At 65.7% G+C, this 14,980-nt stretch carries 16 protein-coding genes; 14 read left to right on the forward strand and 2 right to left on the reverse strand.

Annotated features, from left to right (window positions below):
• Window positions 1-4: 4 nt before the first annotated feature.
• The 14 genes from ACDH77_RS14225 to ACDH77_RS14290 all read left to right on the forward strand — a co-directional run bounded on the left by ACDH77_RS14225 (window position 5) and on the right by ACDH77_RS14290 (window position 12,238).
• Window positions 5-553 (forward strand): KdsC family phosphatase, encoded by a 549-nt coding sequence (locus ACDH77_RS14225; RefSeq protein WP_008572659.1) that lies wholly within the window; start codon window positions 5-7, stop codon window positions 551-553.
• Window positions 550-1,125, forward strand: coding sequence for an LPS export ABC transporter periplasmic protein LptC (lptC, locus tag ACDH77_RS14230; RefSeq protein ID WP_008572662.1), 576 nt, complete (start codon window positions 550-552; stop codon window positions 1,123-1,125). The genes ACDH77_RS14225 and lptC overlap by 4 nt, the downstream gene beginning before the upstream one ends.
• Window positions 1,103-1,663, forward strand: coding sequence for a lipopolysaccharide transport periplasmic protein LptA (lptA, locus tag ACDH77_RS14235; protein ID WP_011348149.1), 561 nt, complete (start codon window positions 1,103-1,105; stop codon window positions 1,661-1,663). The genes lptC and lptA overlap by 23 nt, the downstream gene beginning before the upstream one ends.
• Complete coding sequence (gene lptB, locus ACDH77_RS14240; RefSeq protein ID WP_008572666.1) at window positions 1,663-2,382, forward strand: LPS export ABC transporter ATP-binding protein; 720 nt, start codon at window positions 1,663-1,665, stop codon at window positions 2,380-2,382. The genes lptA and lptB overlap by 1 nt, the downstream gene beginning before the upstream one ends.
• An 82-nt stretch (window positions 2,383-2,464) precedes the next feature.
• Window positions 2,465-3,862 (forward strand): RNA polymerase factor sigma-54, encoded by a 1,398-nt coding sequence (locus ACDH77_RS14245; protein WP_372353512.1) that lies wholly within the window; start codon window positions 2,465-2,467, stop codon window positions 3,860-3,862.
• 87 nt (window positions 3,863-3,949) lie between these two features.
• Window positions 3,950-4,267: a ribosome hibernation-promoting factor, HPF/YfiA family gene (hpf, locus tag ACDH77_RS14250; protein ID WP_005913379.1), complete on the forward strand. Its 318-nt coding sequence runs from the start codon at window positions 3,950-3,952 to the stop codon at window positions 4,265-4,267.
• 21 nt (window positions 4,268-4,288) lie between these two features.
• Complete coding sequence (locus ACDH77_RS14255; RefSeq protein ID WP_122272508.1) at window positions 4,289-4,747, forward strand: PTS sugar transporter subunit IIA; 459 nt, start codon at window positions 4,289-4,291, stop codon at window positions 4,745-4,747.
• On the forward strand, window positions 4,744-5,694 hold the full coding sequence (gene hprK, locus ACDH77_RS14260; protein ID WP_003487845.1) for an HPr(Ser) kinase/phosphatase: 951 nt from the start codon (window positions 4,744-4,746) through the stop codon (window positions 5,692-5,694). The genes ACDH77_RS14255 and hprK overlap by 4 nt, the downstream gene beginning before the upstream one ends.
• Window positions 5,691-6,563 (forward strand): RNase adapter RapZ, encoded by an 873-nt coding sequence (gene rapZ / locus ACDH77_RS14265; protein WP_008572674.1) that lies wholly within the window; start codon window positions 5,691-5,693, stop codon window positions 6,561-6,563. Before hprK ends, rapZ begins: the two co-directional genes overlap by 4 nt.
• A 523-nt stretch (window positions 6,564-7,086) precedes the next feature.
• The gene (locus ACDH77_RS14270; RefSeq protein WP_003487850.1) at window positions 7,087-7,479 is read left to right on the forward strand and encodes a PTS sugar transporter subunit IIA; all 393 of its coding nucleotides are present in this window, start codon (window positions 7,087-7,089) and stop codon (window positions 7,477-7,479) included.
• Window positions 7,472-7,741 carry an HPr family phosphocarrier protein gene (locus ACDH77_RS14275; protein WP_005913389.1) on the forward strand — a complete coding sequence of 90 codons (270 nt, stop codon included), beginning with the start codon at window positions 7,472-7,474 and terminating at the stop codon, window positions 7,739-7,741. Before ACDH77_RS14270 ends, ACDH77_RS14275 begins: the two co-directional genes overlap by 8 nt.
• Before the next feature lie 58 nt (window positions 7,742-7,799).
• Complete coding sequence (ptsP, locus tag ACDH77_RS14280; RefSeq protein WP_014090700.1) at window positions 7,800-9,530, forward strand: phosphoenolpyruvate--protein phosphotransferase; 1,731 nt, start codon at window positions 7,800-7,802, stop codon at window positions 9,528-9,530.
• A 407-nt stretch (window positions 9,531-9,937) separates the two neighbouring features.
• Window positions 9,938-11,299 carry a magnesium transporter gene (mgtE, locus tag ACDH77_RS14285; RefSeq protein WP_003487859.1) on the forward strand — a complete coding sequence of 454 codons (1,362 nt, stop codon included), beginning with the start codon at window positions 9,938-9,940 and terminating at the stop codon, window positions 11,297-11,299.
• A 201-nt stretch (window positions 11,300-11,500) separates the two neighbouring features.
• Complete coding sequence (locus ACDH77_RS14290; protein WP_228729624.1) at window positions 11,501-12,238, forward strand: prolyl oligopeptidase family serine peptidase; 738 nt, start codon at window positions 11,501-11,503, stop codon at window positions 12,236-12,238.
• A 60-nt stretch (window positions 12,239-12,298) separates the two neighbouring features.
• Here the strand turns inward: ACDH77_RS14290 and cydB are convergent, their stop codons facing one another.
• The gene (cydB, locus tag ACDH77_RS14295; protein WP_209261411.1) at window positions 12,299-13,315 is read right to left on the reverse strand and encodes a cytochrome d ubiquinol oxidase subunit II; all 1,017 of its coding nucleotides are present in this window, start codon (window positions 13,313-13,315) and stop codon (window positions 12,299-12,301) included.
• A complete protein-coding gene (locus tag ACDH77_RS14300) occupies window positions 13,315-14,715 on the reverse strand; it encodes a cytochrome ubiquinol oxidase subunit I (protein ID WP_122272505.1) in 1,401 nt (466 codons plus the stop codon). Before ACDH77_RS14300 ends, cydB begins: the two co-directional genes overlap by 1 nt.
• Window positions 14,716-14,980: the final 265 nt, after the last annotated feature.

Genomic DNA, 14,980 nt, shown 5'->3' on the forward strand with positions numbered 1-14,980 from the left:
GCCGATGCCCTATTCCCCTTTGCAGCACCTTCCCGCCGAGCTGATCGAGCGCGCCGCGCGCGTCCGCCTGGCCTGTTTCGACGTCGACGGCACCCTGACCGACGGTCGCCTGTACTACGACCATGCCGGCAACGAGAGCAAAGCCTTCAACGTGCTCGACGGCCAGGGTCTGAAGCAGCTCGACCACGCCGGCATCCAGGTCGCGCTGATCACCGCGCGCGCCAGCCTGTCGGCGGAAAAGCGCGGCCAGGATCTGGGCCTGCATGTGCAGATTGGGGTGAAGAACAAGCGCCTGGCAGTGCTGGCGCTGTGCCAGGAGCACGGCCTGTCGCTGGACCAGGTGCTGTTCATGGGCGATGACCTGCCCGACCTGCCCGCCCTGCTCGCGGTCGGCCTGCCGGTGGCGCCGGCCAACGCGCATCCATGGATTGCCGAGCGCGTGCAGTGGCAGACCCGCGCCCGTGGCGGCGAAGGCGCCGCGCGCGAAGTCTGCGATGTGGTGCTGGCCGCACAAGGCCAGGTCGAACGCATCATCGAAGGGTTTTCGGCATGAATTGGAACTGGCGCACCACCCTGGGCGTGGTGCTGTTCGTCGCCGCCGTGATTTCCGGCTGGTCGGCCTGGAAACAGCGCGCGCGCCCAGCCGCCGCGGCCGTGCAGGAGTCCGGCGCCGACTACATCCTGCGCGACTTCGAGCTGATTGCCCTGGACAAGCAGAGCGGCAAGGAGTCGATGACGCTGCGCGCGCCGGAGATGCATCGCAACCGGGCCGACCAGACCGCTGACATCACCACACCGGTGTTCCTGATGCCCGATAACGCCAATCTGCCGTGGACCCTGCGCGCCAAGACCGGCTGGGTCAATCCGGACGGCACCCAGCTGCGCCTGCGCGGCGATGTCGAGGGCGACAGCCCGACCGGCGGCGCCACGCCGCCCACCACGTTCCGCACCCAAAGCCTGGACGTGTTCCCGCAACAGAATATTGCCAAGACCGACGCGCCAGTGACCATGACCCGCCCGGGTATCATGCAGAGCGGCGTCGGCTTCGAAGCCGACCTCAAATCACGCCAGTACAAGCTCCTCTCTCAGGTCAAGACCCGATATGAACCGAATGCTGCCCGCTAAACTGGCTTTTGCCGCACTGCTGCTGCCTGCGTTGGCAATGGCCAAGACCAGCGATCGCAACCAGCCGATGGCGATCGACTCCAATGCCAACGATTGCAACATGCTCGACGACAGCGGCAAGTGCCGTTTCAGCGGCAATGTGGTGATCACGCAGGGTACGCTGGAAATCCACGCCGACACCGCCGATATCTTCCAGAAGAACGGCCAGACCGATCGCGTGGTGCTCAACGGCAAGCAGGCCACGCTCAAGCAGGAGATGGACGACGGCGCCATGATGCACGGCCAGGCCGACAACATCGAATACAAGGTCGCCGATGAGATCATCATCCTGACCGGCAATTACAAGGTGGATTCGCCCAAGGGCACCAACGCCGGCCAGCGCATGGTCTACAACACCAAGACCGGCAACATGCAGAGCGGCGGCGATGGCAGCCGCGTGCGCACCATCATCCAGCCGAAGAACCCGGCGCCTGCCGCGGCAACGCCCGCTCCGACACCGGCCGCCAAGCCCGCTGCCAAGCCGCAGGGGAAGAAGTAATGCTGGTCGCCACCGGTCTGCGCAAGAAGTACAAGCAACGCGAAGTGGTCAAGGAGTTCGGCCTCACGCTGGAGGCCGGCGAGGTGGTGGGCCTGCTCGGCCCCAACGGCGCCGGCAAGACCACCTGCTTCTACATGATCGTGGGCCTGGTCGAAGCCGATGCCGGCCGTATCGAATTGGATGGCCGCGACCTCACTGCCGAGCCGATGTACGCACGCGCCAAGCTGGGCGTCGGCTACCTGCCGCAGGAGCCCTCGATCTTCCGCAAGCTCACCGTGGCCGACAACATCCGCCTGGTGCTGGAGCTGCGCGAGGAACTGGACAACGCCGGCCGTGAGAAGGAACTGGTCTCGCTGCTGGAAGAACTGCAGATCACCCATGTGGCCGATCAGCTCGGCGCCAGCCTCTCCGGCGGCGAGCGGCGCCGTTGCGAGATCGCACGCGCGCTGGCGGCCAAGCCGCGCATGATGCTGCTGGACGAACCCTTCGCCGGCGTGGACCCGATTTCGGTCGGCGAGATCCAGCGCATCATCATCCACCTCAAGGAGCGCGGCATCGGTGTCCTGATCACCGACCACAACGTGCGCGAAACCTTGGGAATCTGCGACCGCGCGTATATCCTCGCCGAGGGAGGCGTGCTGGCGCAGGGGGCACCAGACACGTTACTAGCCAATCCCGACGTCCGTCGCGTGTATCTGGGGGAAACTTTCCGCCTTTGAGCGCGTCGCCGCGCCAACGCTTTTTCCAGTCAGTGCCCGCATGAAAGCCCGGCTCCAGACATCGCTAGGACAGCAGTTGGTCATGACGCCGCAATTGCGTCAGGCGATCAAGCTATTGCAGATGTCCACCACCGAGCTGGAAGTGGAAATCGCCGAGGCAGTGGAAACCAATCCGCTGCTGGAATGGGCCGACGAAGCTGCGCATGCGGCCAACGACATCGCGGTGGACTCCTCGCCGTCCGCGTCCACCGAACAGCCCCAGCGCGAAGAAGTCGCGCCTGCCGAGCGCGACGAGGATTGGTCGCAGGACGAACTGCAGTGGACCGGCTCGGGCAGCGGCGGCAGCTTTGACGACGACGAGTCCGGCGACGCGGCAGAGCGCGTGGCCGAATCCGAAACACTGGCCGACCACCTCTTGTGGCAGCTGCATCTGTCGCCGCTGTCGCCGCGCGACCGCCAGATCGGCGCGATGCTGATCGACGCGCTCGACGAAGACGGCTACCTGCGCGAACCGCTGTCGGCCATTCTCGAGACCCTGGCGCTGGGCGCCGCGGTCGACGAGGCCGACGTACTCACCGTCCTGCATCAGATCCAGCGCTTCGACCCGGTGGGCGTGGGCGCGCGCACGCTGGGCGAATGCCTGGCGCTGCAGCTGGGGGTGCTCGATGCGGACACCCCCGGCCGCGAGCTGGCGCTGCAGATCGTTGCCGGCCCGCTGGAACGGCTGCCGCGCAGCGGTGTGGCCGGGCTGGCGCACGAGCTCAAGCGTTCCACTGCCGACGTGGAACAGGCGGTGCAGCTGGTGCGTTCGCTGGACCCGCGCCCGGGCAAACAGATCGGCGACCTGTCGCAGGACACCTATGTCGTGCCGGACTGCGTGATCTGGCGCCAGCGCGGGGTCTGGCGGGCCGCACTGGCCGGCCGCGCGCAGCCCAAGGTCACCATCCACCGCGGCTACGAGAACCTGATCCGCAGCTGCGGCGAATCCGATGCCGGCTATCTGCGTGGCCAGTTGCAGGAGGCGCGCTGGCTGCTCAAGAGCCTGGAGGCGCGCGGCGAGACCCTGTTGCGGGTGGTGCGCTGCCTGCTGGAACACCAGGCCGGGTTCCTGGAGTTCGGTGCGCAGGCCTTGCGCCCGTTGACACTGCGCGAGATCGCGGGCGAGCTCGGGCTGCACGAATCCACCATTTCCCGCGCGATCGCCCGCAAATACGTGCGCACCCCGCGCGGCACCATCGCGCTGCGTTCGTTCTTCGCCTCCGGCATCGACACCGACAGCGGCGGCGAGGCCTCCAGCACCGCCATCCAGGCCATGATCCGGCGCCTGATCGATGCGGAAAACCCGCGCAAACCGCTCTCCGACGCCAAGCTGGCCGATCTGCTGAAAACATCCGGCGTACCAGTGGCGCGGCGCACCGTTGCGAAGTATCGTGAGGCCATGAACATTTCCGCCTCCCACGAACGCGTGCGCATCGCCTGACGTTGCAACCACCGCAACGCCGGCATGCGCCGGGCTTGTCGGATCACCGGAACGGTTCATTGGCCCACCGACCAATGGAGGTATCCGATGCGTATCGAGACGTATGGCCACCAGCTTGAAGTGACCCCCGCCCTGAGGGAGTACGTGGCAAGCAAGCTGCAGCGACTGCAGCGCCATTTCGACCAGCACTGCGAAGTCCGAACGCAGCTGGCCGTCCGCAAGCCGGACCACCACGTGGTCGCCACCGTCAACCTGCCCGGTCGCACCCTGCACGCAGATGCCAGCGGCTCCACCATGTATGCGGCCATCGACCTGCTGGTCGACAAGCTCGACCGCCTGGTCCTCAAGCACAAAGAGAAGAAATGTAACCACCACGCCCGCGAGGTGCGCGACAATCCCGCATGACGCTTCCCGCTTGATGCCCTCATGCCCTTAACCGATCTGATGGCGGCCGTGCGCACCGTGGTGTCGCCGGCCGCCGATCGCGACACCGTCCTGCATGCCGCCGCCGACCTGCTCTCCTGTCGTCAGGCCGGCGCCGACGAGCTCTACGCCAACCTGTGCGAGCGCGAGGCCCTGGGCAGTACCGCCATTGGCCATGGCATCGCCATTCCGCATGGGCGCTGCCCCAACCTCACCGAGCCACGCGGGGCCTTGCTGCGGCTGGACACGCCGGTGTCCTTCGGTGGTGACGAGCCGGTGGACCTGGTCTTCGCCATGGCCGTGCCGGCGCACTACACCCACCAGCACCTGATGCTGCTGTCCGAGCTGGCCGAACGGTTTTCCGATGCCGACTTCCGTCGGAACTTGCGCGCCGCACCCAACGCCGATGCCCTGATGGCGCTGCTCGCCGACATGCCGCCCGCGCAGGCGAGCGCGGCATGAATACCAGCATCACCGCACGCGAACTGTTCGACCAGCAGCGCGACAAGCTGGCCCTGCGCTGGGTCGCCGGCCCCAAGGGCGAGCACCGCGAGATCCAGGCCGGCAGCAACAACGCGCGGCGCCCGTCGCTGGCTGGGTACCTCAATGTGATCTATCCCAACAAGGTGCAGATCCTGGGCACCGAGGAACTGGCCTGGCTGGACTCGCTGGATGCGCGGCAGCGCTGGGAAACCATCGAAAAGATCATCCAGGTGCAACCGCTGGCGCTGGCGATCAGCAAGAACCAGTCATGCCCGGAAGATCTGCGTGCGGCGGCGGACGAATCCAATACGCCGCTGTGGATCTCGTCCAAGCGCGGCCACGAGCTGCTCAACCATCTCTCCTACCATCTGGCACGCACGCTGGCGCCGCGGGTCACGTTGCATGGCGTGTTCATGGAGATCTACTCGATCGGCGTGCTGATCACCGGCGAAGCCGGCTCGGGCAAGAGCGAACTGGCGCTGGAACTGCTCAGCCGCGGCCACCGGCTGGTGGCCGACGATGCGCCCGAGTTCACCCAGATCGCGCCCGATGTGCTCGACGGCACCTGCCCCGAACTGCTCCAGGATTTGCTGGAAGTACGCGGCCTGGGCGTCTTGAACGTGCGCGACATGTTCGGCGACACCGCGGTGAAGAAAAACAAGTACCTGCGCCTGATCGTGCACCTGACCCGGCCGATGACCGAGCCCACGCCGTCCGGCTACGAGCGTCTGACCGGCGATTCGGGCAGCCGCCATGTGCTGGACCTGGACGTGCCGCTGATCACCCTGCCGGTGATGCCCGGCCGCAATCTGGCCGTGCTGACCGAAGCAGCGACCCGGCTGCACATCCTGCGCACCAAAGGCATCGACCCGGCAGCGATGTTCATCGCTCGCCACAGCAACCTGCTGGAGCGACGTACGCCATGAGTGTCGCGCCCTCCACGCTGATGATCGTGAGCGGGCTGTCCGGCTCGGGCAAATCGGTCGCGCTGAAGACCTTCGAAGACCTGGATTACTACTGCTCGGACAATCTGCCGGTCGAGCTGCTGCCGGACTTCGTCAAAAGCCGTCTGCGTGGCAACCCGATCGGCGACCAGCGCCTGGCGGTGGGCATCGATGTGCGCAGCCGCAGCGACCTGACCCAGCTGGCGCAGTGGCGCCAGGCCGCGCAGGAATACGGCATCGAGGCGCGATTGCTGTTTTTCGAGGCCAGCGACGAGGCGTTGATCAAGCGGTATGCCGATACCCGCCGCCGCCACCCGCTCAGCCATCTCGGCCTGGCATTGCCGGAAGCGATCACCCGCGAGCGCCAGTTGACCGAACCGTTGCGTACGCAGGCCGATGCCGTCATCGACACCAGCACGCTCAACGTGCATCAATTGCGCCGCCGCGTGGTCACCGAGTTCGCGCTTGGTTCCCATGACCGGCTGTCGCTGCTGTTCGAATCGTTTGCCTACAAGCGCGGCGTGCCGGCCGAAGCCGACTTCGTGTTCGACGCGCGCGTGCTGCCCAATCCGCATTGGGATCCGGAACTGCGCCCACTCACCGGCCGCGATGCCGGCGTGCGCGACTACCTGGACAACGAGGCGGACGTGCAGCGCTACAGCGCGCAGATCGTGGACCTGCTCGATACCTGGCTGCCGCGACTGCGCAACGACACCCGCAGCTACGTGACCATCGCCTTCGGTTGCACGGGCGGCAAACACCGCTCGGTCTACATGGCCGAGCGCATGGCCCGCCATGCGCGCGAACAAGGCTGGCCGGAAGTGGCAACGTTTCATCGCGAGCAGGACTGAGGGGCTGGGATTCGGGATTCGGGATTCGGGAATCGTTGCAGCGGCATCCGCGAGGTGAGCGTGCTGTACCTACGTTGAGGGCGACACGCTCGCTGGCCTTATTCTTAGGTTGGAGTGCTTGCGCGGTGGCTGGCGTGGGCGGACGCTACACAGGCCGACGACGCTGTCGCTGATGCGACTGGCTCGCCGACGTCCCGAAAATCGCGTGGCGTTCTCGTTCGATGCGCCATGCAACGCTGCACCACCAACACGTTGGCGCCGTCACCACCAATGCGTCGGTGGTATTCCGCCACGCATGGCGACATGCCCCTGCGCGCTGCAGGGAAACGGCAGCGCCCGCTTGCCATGCAGGCCGCACTGCTGACGCTGCGCAAGCCACGGATCGCGCCACGTCGGCAGCGCACGATGGCGACCCATGCTGCCGCCACGTCGCCGCAGCGGTCCTAAACGGCTATTCAGTTCGCAACGCATCTGTGCAGGCAGACGCTATCGCGCAGTCATGCCGACCTGTTAACGTTTCGGCATGGCCTGTGGCATTCTCCTCATTACTCATCCCGGCATCGGCGCAGCGTTGTTGAACGTGGCGACGGGGCTGTTGCGGCAATTGCCGTTGAAGACCGAAGCATTCGACGTGCCGTTCGATGCAGACCTGGACGCGTTGCTGCCCCAGGCGTCGTCGGCGATGCGCCGGGTCGACAGCGGCGACGGCGTGCTGGTCATGACCGACCTGTACGGCGCCAGCCCCAGCAATCTGGCCAACCGTCTGGCCAAGCTGGGCACCCCGGTTCGCCGGGTGTCCGCACTGAGCCTGCCGATGCTGCTGCGCGTGATGAACTACCCCGAACAAGGATTGCAGGAGCTGCCCGCCACTGCGGCGGCCGGTACCCGCAACGGAGCGATCATCGACGATGCTTGAACGCGAACTCATAGTTTCCAACCGACTCGGACTGCATGCGCGGGCCACCGCCAAGCTGGTGCAGACGCTGTCGTCGTATCGCAGCAACGCCACCCTGGCGGCCAAGGGGCGCGAGGTGAATGCCAAGAGCATCATGGGCGTGATGCTGCTGGCCGCAGGCCAGGGCACCAGCGTGGTGGTGCGGCTGGATGGCGAAGACGAAGCCGAGGCCTTGCAGGCGCTGGTGGACCTGTTCGAGCGTCGTTTCGACGAGGACAGCTGAGCATGTGCGGCGTCGGTGCCGTTGCGACCGACACGGCGCCGCTGCGCCAGGGCCGCGCATGAGCCTGCGCCTGCGCGGACATGGCGCTGCACGCGGCAACGCGCTTGGCCGCGCACGCGTGCGCCAGAGCCATACCCTGGAAGTGGCCGAACAACGCGTGCCCGCCAATCAGGTGGAAACGCAGCTGCAGCGCCTGCATGCCGCCATCGCGTCGGCACGGGTCGAGATGCAGCAGCTGCGCGACCGCCTGCACGGCGCACTGGCGCGCGAAGTCGGCGAATTTCTCGAGCTGCATGCATTGCTGCTCGATGACCCCGAGCTGCTGCAAGGCCTGGATGAACTGATCCGCACCCACCGTTACAGCGCCGACTATGCCTTGCGCGTACAGCGCGACCGCCTGGCGGCGGTGTTCGACGGGATGGAGGATGCGTATCTCAAGAGCCGCATGGACGATCTGGATCACGTGATCGGCCGCATCCATGCGTTCTTGCACAAGCGCGCTCCCGACCTCAAGGGTGTGGCCGGCGAAATCCTGGTGTGCGACAACGTGGCACCTTCCGAGCTGGCGCAGCTGCAGGCGCAAGGCGTGGTCGGCATCGTCACCACCGCCGGCAGCACGCTGTCGCACAGCGCGATCCTGGCGCGCAGCCTGCACCTGCCGTTGGTGGTGGGCGTCAGCGACGCGCTGCAGCGCATCGAAGATGGCGATGTGCTGATTGTCGATGCCGGCTCGGGCCAGGTCATCGTCGACCCCAAGCCCGAACATCTGCGCGACTATCGCGAGCGCCTGCGTGCGCTTGCCAAGGAACAGCGCGAGCTGGGCCGGCTACGCTCCAAGCCCACGCGTACGCGCGACAACGTCGATATCACTCTGCTGGCCAACGCCGAATCGCTGGAAGACGTGGCCAACGCGCATGCGCTCGGGGCCAGCGGCCTGGGCTTGTACCGCACCGAATTCCTGTTCCTGCAGCGCAACGAACTGCCGGACGAAGACGAACAGTTCCACACCTACCGCGACACCGTGCTGGGCATGAGCGGCCGCCCGGTCACCATCCGCACCCTGGATCTTGGCGCCGACAAGGCCGACCGCACCGGCCTGACACTCAGCGATGAGGACAACCCGGCGCTGGGTCTGCGCGGCGTGCGCCTGTCGCTGGCGCGGCCGGCGGTGGCGCAGGCGCAATTGCGCGCGATCCTGCGTGCGTCCGGCTACGGGCCGGTGCGCATCCTGGTGCCGATGGTCAGCGGCCGCGAAGAAATCCTGCAGCTGCGCAAGCAGTTGAAGAAGCTCACCGCACAGCTGCGCGCCGAAGGCCACGAGATCGCCGAGCACATCCCGCTGGGTGCGATGATCGAAGTGCCGGCTGCGGCATTGGCGCTGGACTGCTTCATCGACGATATCGATTTCCTGTCCATCGGCACCAACGACCTGGTGCAATACCTGCTGGCGGTGGATCGCAACAACGAGGCGTTGGGCGAGCTGTACTCGCCCCTGCATCCGGCCGTCCTTCGGCTGATCGCGCAGGTCATCGCCACCGGGCGCACCTACGGCAAGCCGGTCGCGGTGTGCGGTGAAATCGCCGGCGATCCGCGTTTCGTACCGATGCTGCTGGCGCTGGGGCTCACCGAGTTCAGCCTGCATCCGGCCACATTGCTGGAAGTGCGCCGCGCGGTGCGCGACACCCATCTGGGCGAGTTGCGCGTGCACGGCGAAAAATTGCTGCGCGCCCGCGATCGCAAGGGCATCGAAAAATGGCTGGCTGGCCATGCGCAGGGGCTGCTGCGGTAATTGCGGCACGCAGCGCCCGGCCGCGCCGCCGATGCTTGAAGACCTGGGTTTCCTTCAGCACGGCGTTCGACACGCTCGCAGTCCTGAGGCAGGCCCAGACGGTGGCGCGAATCGGCATGCACCGCTTGGGCAGTGCGATTGCTGCGCGCACCAGTCACGCCCGCTCGCACCGCGTTGATCGCCTCCTTGTCGAAAAGCGCCGAAGATGCCGCCTGCATCGTCAATCGCGTCCCGCTCCATGCACCTTGAGCAGCTCTCTCGGCTTGGCTGCGTCCACGGCGCACGTCCTGCGCAAACGCGCCGCAGCGGCCCTGTATGTTTCGTCACCATGCGCAAGCGATAATGCCTTGCTGGCCCAGCACCGCGTCCTTTACTGATGGCGCGTCCACTCTTCCGGGAAGCCGCGCATGGCCGAAGCCGTTCGCCACGACAAAACCGCGCGCCAGCTACGCCTGCTGTCCGACGCGCTGGATAGCGGACGCCTGGGGCCGGTACGCCGGTTGGTCAATACGCTGGCGCCGGCGGAAATCGGCAACCTGCTCGAATCGCTGCCACCGGGCAAGCGCGAAGTGGTGTGGGGGCTGGTCGATCCGGAAGACGATGGCGAGGTGCTGCTGCATGTCGGCGACGAAGTGCGCGAAAGCCTGCTGGCCGACATGGACCCGGACGAGATCGTGGCGGCGGTCGAAGACCTGGACATCGACGATCTGGCCAACCTGGTCGAAGACCTGCCCGACACCGTCATCGATGAAGTGCTCAAGTCGATGGACCGCGAAAACCGCGAGCGGCTCGAGCAGGTGCTGTCGTATCCGGAAGACACCGCCGGGCGTCTGATGAACCCGGACGTGGTCACCGTGCGCGCCGACGTCAATGTGGACGTGGTGCTGCGCTATCTGCGCCTGCGCGGCGAACTGCCCGACCACACCGATCATCTGTACGTGGTGAGCCGGCGCCACCAATACCTGGGCCGCGTGCCGCTGGCGGCGCTGGTCACCCACGAAGACAGCACGCCGGTCAACCGGCTGATCGACGACGAGCAACCGGCCATCGATGTCGGCGACGGTTCGGACGAAGTGGCGCGGCGCTTCTCCGACCACGACTGGATCTCCGCGCCGGTGGTGGACGACAACAACATCCTGCTGGGCCGCATCACCATCGACGACGTGGTCGACATCATCCGCGAGCAGGCCGAGCACCAGGCCATGAGCGCGGCCGGTCTGGACGAAGACGAAGACATGTTCAGCCCGGCACGGCGCGCATTCCGGCGCCGCCTGATCTGGCTGAGCATCAATCTGTGCACCGCGTTTCTGGCGTCCAGCGTAGTCAGCAGGTTCGAGGGCACCATCGAGAAACTGGTGGCGCTTGCGGCGCTGATGCCGATCGTTGCCGGCATGGGCGGCAATGCCGGCACCCAGGTGCTGGCCCTGATGGTGCGCGGCCTGGCGCTGGGCCAGATCGGCTCGTCCAACGTGATGACCTTGCTCAAGAAAGAGCTCACCGTCGCGCTGATCAACGGGCTGTGCCTGGGCATCGGGCTTGGCTTGATCGTGCTGGCCTGGTTCCGGCAACCGATGCTATCGCTGGTGATCGGCACCGCATTGACGGTGAACATGCTCACTGCCGCCTTCGGCGGAGTGCTGGTGCCGGTGACGCTGAAACGGTTGGGCTTCGATCCGGCGTTGGCCGGTGGCGTGATCCTGACCACCTTGACCGACGTGATGGGCTTTTTGAGCTTCCTGGGCCTGGCCACGTTGATCCTGCTGCCCTGACCTTCGGTGTCTGGCCTGGAGCGTGTCATGCATGCGATGACGACAAGCAGATGAATATTCGACAGGAATCGCCTCGCCTCGACACGCCAGCGCACCGGCATGCGGTAATACTGCACCCATGTGATCGGTCGGGAGAGCTGCGTGATTCGTCGTTGTCTTGTTGTCATTGCCTTTGCGCTACTGCTGGCCGGCTGTTCCAGCATGGCTGAGCGCCGCCACGACGAACGCCGCGGCCACTTCGTCACCCGCACGCTGAAACTGGAAGGGCGCCTGTACCGCTATCAAGTGTTCGTGCCCGCGTCCAAGGTGCCGCAGCCGCGGCCCATCGTGCTGTTCCTGCATGGCTCGGGCGAGCGCGGCGATAACGGGCGCGATCAGGCCGAAGTCGGCCTGGGCCCTTACTTGAGCGAACACACTGCCGATTTCCCCGCGCTTGTCGTATTGCCGCAAGTGCCCAATGACGAAGAGTGGATGGGCGTCAATGCGCGCATGGCAATCGCGGCGCTGGATGCGGCCAGCGCCGAGTTCGCTGCCGACCCGCAGCGCACCTACCTCACCGGCATTTCGATGGGCGGCTATGGCGCCTGGGAAATCGGGCTGATGCAGCCGCAACGATTTGCGGCGATCGTGCCGATCTGCGGCGCACTCAAGGCACCGCGCGATGAGCGCCGCACCTTGTACGTGAGCCTGGTGGCGAAGGAAGCGGACCCGTACACCGCGGCAGTGACGCAACTCAAGCACGTGCCGATCTGGATGTTCCATGGCGCCAAGGACGATTCGGTGCCGCCGCACGACGACCGCGCGCTGTACCGCGCCGCCAAGGGCGTCGGGGCCAATGTGCGCTACAGCGAATATCCGCAAGGCAACCACAACGCCTGGGACGCAACCTATGCGGACCCGGCGATGTGGGAATGGATGTTCAAGCAGCGCCTGCGCTGATGTTGTGCAGCGCCACGCCGGCCCTGCGCCGGCATGGCGGCATGACATGGCCGGTGCGCCTCAGTGGTGATACCCGGTGTCAGCGGTGATCTTGCCGCGGAATACGCGGTACGACCATACCGTGTAGCCCAGGATCAGCGGCAGCAGCATGACCAGTCCCACCATCGCGAACAGTTGCGAAGACGGCGGCGCGGCAGCCTGCCAGATGGTGTAGACCGGCGGCACCAGATACGGCCACATGCCCAGCACCAGACCCAAGAAGCCCAGCACGAACAGGCCCATCGCCAGCAGGAATGGCAGCGCATCCAAGCGCGCGGCCTCGCTCGCACGCCATAGCGCCCCTCCCACGATGGCGACCAGCAGCGGCACCGGCATCAGCCACAGATAGTGCGTGCCACTGAACCAGCGCTCCATCACATGCGACTGCAGCGAGGGCAACCAGGCGCTGACCAGGCCGATGAAGATCAACACGCTGATGGTCAACGGTCGGCTCAACTGCCGCGCCAACTGCTGCACGTGGCCTTCTGTCTTGAGAATCAGCCAAGTACTGCCGAGCAGCGCATAGCCGAACACCAAGGCGGCGCCCGTCAGCATCGCGAACGGGCTGAACCAGCCCCAGATGCCGCCGACATAGCGGTCGTTGTCGATCGGCAGGCCCTGCACCAGCGCCCCCAGGATCACGCCCTGCGCGAAGGTGGCCAGGATCGAACCCGCAGCAAACGCATTACTCCACAAGCGCCGCGAGCGATGCGCCTTGAAACGGAATTCGAATGCAACGCCGCGGAACACCAAGGCCATCACCATCAACAGCACCGGCAGATACAGCGCCGACAAGATCACCGCATATGCCTTGGGAAATGCGGCCAGCAGCCCTGCCCCGCCAAGCACCAGCCAGGTTTCGTTGCCGTCCCAGATCGGCGCGGCGGTGTTCATCATCAGATCCAGCTGCGCTTCGTCCTTGCGGAACGGCGCCAGGATGCCGATGCCGAGCACGAAGCCGTCCAGCACCACGTACATCAGCACCCCGAAGCCGATCACCGCAAACCACGCCACCGGCAATACGCTGTTCATCTCCATCATGCAGCTCCGTCGATCGGTGCATCCGCTGCCGACAGCGGGCGTGCGGGCGTGTGTTCGCCATGGTCCAGATGCGGCGCGTCGGCATGTGGGGTGGGGCCTTGCTTGCCGATCTTGACCAGGTACCAGATGCCCCAGCCGAACACGAACGCGTAGCCGGCCACATACACCGCCAGCGAGATGGCGGTCATCAGCGCAGACTGCGGGCCCACCGCATCGGCGGTGCGCAACAAGCCGTAGACCACATAGGGCTGCCGGCCGATTTCGGTGACGAACCAGCCGGAAATCAGCGCGATGAAGCCGCTCGGCAACATCCAGCGCCAGACCGCCAGCAACCAGCGCCATTGCACCAGCTTGCCGCGCCATAACGCGAAGGCAGACACCCAGGCCACCAGCAGCATCAATGAGCCGATCCCCACCATGATGCGGAAGGCGAAGAACACCGGCGTCACCGGCGGGCGCTCGCTTGCCGGCACCGACGTCAGTGGCGCGATGCTGCCATCCGGGCGATGGGTCAGGATCAGGCTACCCAGGCGCGGAATCGCCACCTCATAGTCGTTGCGCTCAGCCTGTGCGTTGGGCAAGGCAAACACCACCAGCGGGAATCCCTCGCCCGGCTGTTCGGCATGCCAGTGCGCTTCCATCGCGGCGATCTTCATCGGCTGATGCTTGAGCGTGTTCAAGCCATGCATGTCGCCGACGACGATCTGCAGCGGTACGGCGATCGCGGCAAACACCACGGCCAGCTTCAGCATGCGCAGCCCTGCCTGGCGATGTACGCCACGATGCAGATACCACGCGCCCACTGCACCCACCACGAAGCAGGTGGTGATGAACGAGCCAAGCGCCATGTGCGCAAGCCGGTACGGGAACGAGGGATTGAAGATGATCTGCAACCAGTCCACCGGATGCACGACGCCGCCGATGACCTCATAGCCGGCTGGGGTCTGCAACCAGCTATTGGACGAAAGAATCCAGAACGTGGAAAACAGCGTGCCCAGCGCCACCATGCAGGTGGCCAGGAAATGCAGGCGCTCGGAAATTCGACCCCAGCCGAACATCATCACGCCCAGGAAACTGGCTTCCAGAAAGAACGCGGTGAGCACTTCATAGCTCAGCAGTGGCCCGATCACGCCACCAGCCACGCGGCTCAATTCCGGCCAGTTGGCCCCAAATTGGAAGGCCATCACGATGCCGCTGACCACGCCCATGCCGAAGGACACGGCAAAGATCTTCTGCCAGAAGAAATACAGCTCGCGCCAGACCGGCAGACGCGTGCGCAACCAGCGCCATTCCAGAAACGCCAGCAGGCTGGAAAGCCCGATGGTGAATGCCGGAAACAACACGTGGAACGCAATGACGAATCCGAACTGGATCCGCGATAACAGCAGTGCGTCCATGGAGAACCCTCCAGGAAAAAAGTGATCGTCGGCGTGCAGGTCGCAGCGCGATCGCCGGAATGCATTGCATCGAGCGATCGCGCGCGCGCTGCTGCGCTACGCGATCATGATAGGGACGGTCGCGCCCGTTCCCGATGCGACACGGCGTCGCATCTGCGACAAATTGCCGCCCTTGTACTGCGGTACGCCACACCGCCCGCCTCTGCTGGTCAGTGCGCGTCGACAGGCGGTGCAAGACCGGCCATGCCGAGCGTCCCAGAGCCAG

Source organism: Xanthomonas axonopodis pv. maculifoliigardeniae, from assembly GCF_041519315.1.
GTDB lineage: Bacteria > Pseudomonadota > Gammaproteobacteria > Xanthomonadales > Xanthomonadaceae > Xanthomonas > Xanthomonas euvesicatoria.

Coding starts and splice junctions, on each gene's coding strand:
- ACDH77_RS14225 (WP_008572659.1), top strand. CDS start 5: ATGCCCTATTCCCCTTTGCAGCACCTTCCCGCCGAGCTGATCGAGCGC.
- lptC (WP_008572662.1), top strand. CDS start 550: ATGAATTGGAACTGGCGCACCACCCTGGGCGTGGTGCTGTTCGTCGCC.
- lptA (WP_011348149.1), top strand. CDS start 1,103: ATGAACCGAATGCTGCCCGCTAAACTGGCTTTTGCCGCACTGCTGCTG.
- lptB (WP_008572666.1), top strand. CDS start 1,663: ATGCTGGTCGCCACCGGTCTGCGCAAGAAGTACAAGCAACGCGAAGTG.
- ACDH77_RS14245 (WP_372353512.1), top strand. CDS start 2,465: ATGACGCCGCAATTGCGTCAGGCGATCAAGCTATTGCAGATGTCCACC.
- hpf (WP_005913379.1), top strand. CDS start 3,950: ATGCGTATCGAGACGTATGGCCACCAGCTTGAAGTGACCCCCGCCCTG.
- ACDH77_RS14255 (WP_122272508.1), top strand. CDS start 4,289: ATGCCCTTAACCGATCTGATGGCGGCCGTGCGCACCGTGGTGTCGCCG.
- hprK (WP_003487845.1), top strand. CDS start 4,744: ATGAATACCAGCATCACCGCACGCGAACTGTTCGACCAGCAGCGCGAC.
- rapZ (WP_008572674.1), top strand. CDS start 5,691: ATGAGTGTCGCGCCCTCCACGCTGATGATCGTGAGCGGGCTGTCCGGC.
- ACDH77_RS14270 (WP_003487850.1), top strand. CDS start 7,087: ATGGCCTGTGGCATTCTCCTCATTACTCATCCCGGCATCGGCGCAGCG.
- ACDH77_RS14275 (WP_005913389.1), top strand. CDS start 7,472: ATGCTTGAACGCGAACTCATAGTTTCCAACCGACTCGGACTGCATGCG.
- ptsP (WP_014090700.1), top strand. CDS start 7,800: ATGAGCCTGCGCCTGCGCGGACATGGCGCTGCACGCGGCAACGCGCTT.
- mgtE (WP_003487859.1), top strand. CDS start 9,938: ATGGCCGAAGCCGTTCGCCACGACAAAACCGCGCGCCAGCTACGCCTG.
- ACDH77_RS14290 (WP_228729624.1), top strand. CDS start 11,501: ATGGCTGAGCGCCGCCACGACGAACGCCGCGGCCACTTCGTCACCCGC.
- cydB (WP_209261411.1), bottom strand. CDS start 13,315: ATGGAGATGAACAGCGTATTGCCGGTGGCGTGGTTTGCGGTGATCGGC.
- ACDH77_RS14300 (WP_122272505.1), bottom strand. CDS start 14,715: ATGGACGCACTGCTGTTATCGCGGATCCAGTTCGGATTCGTCATTGCG.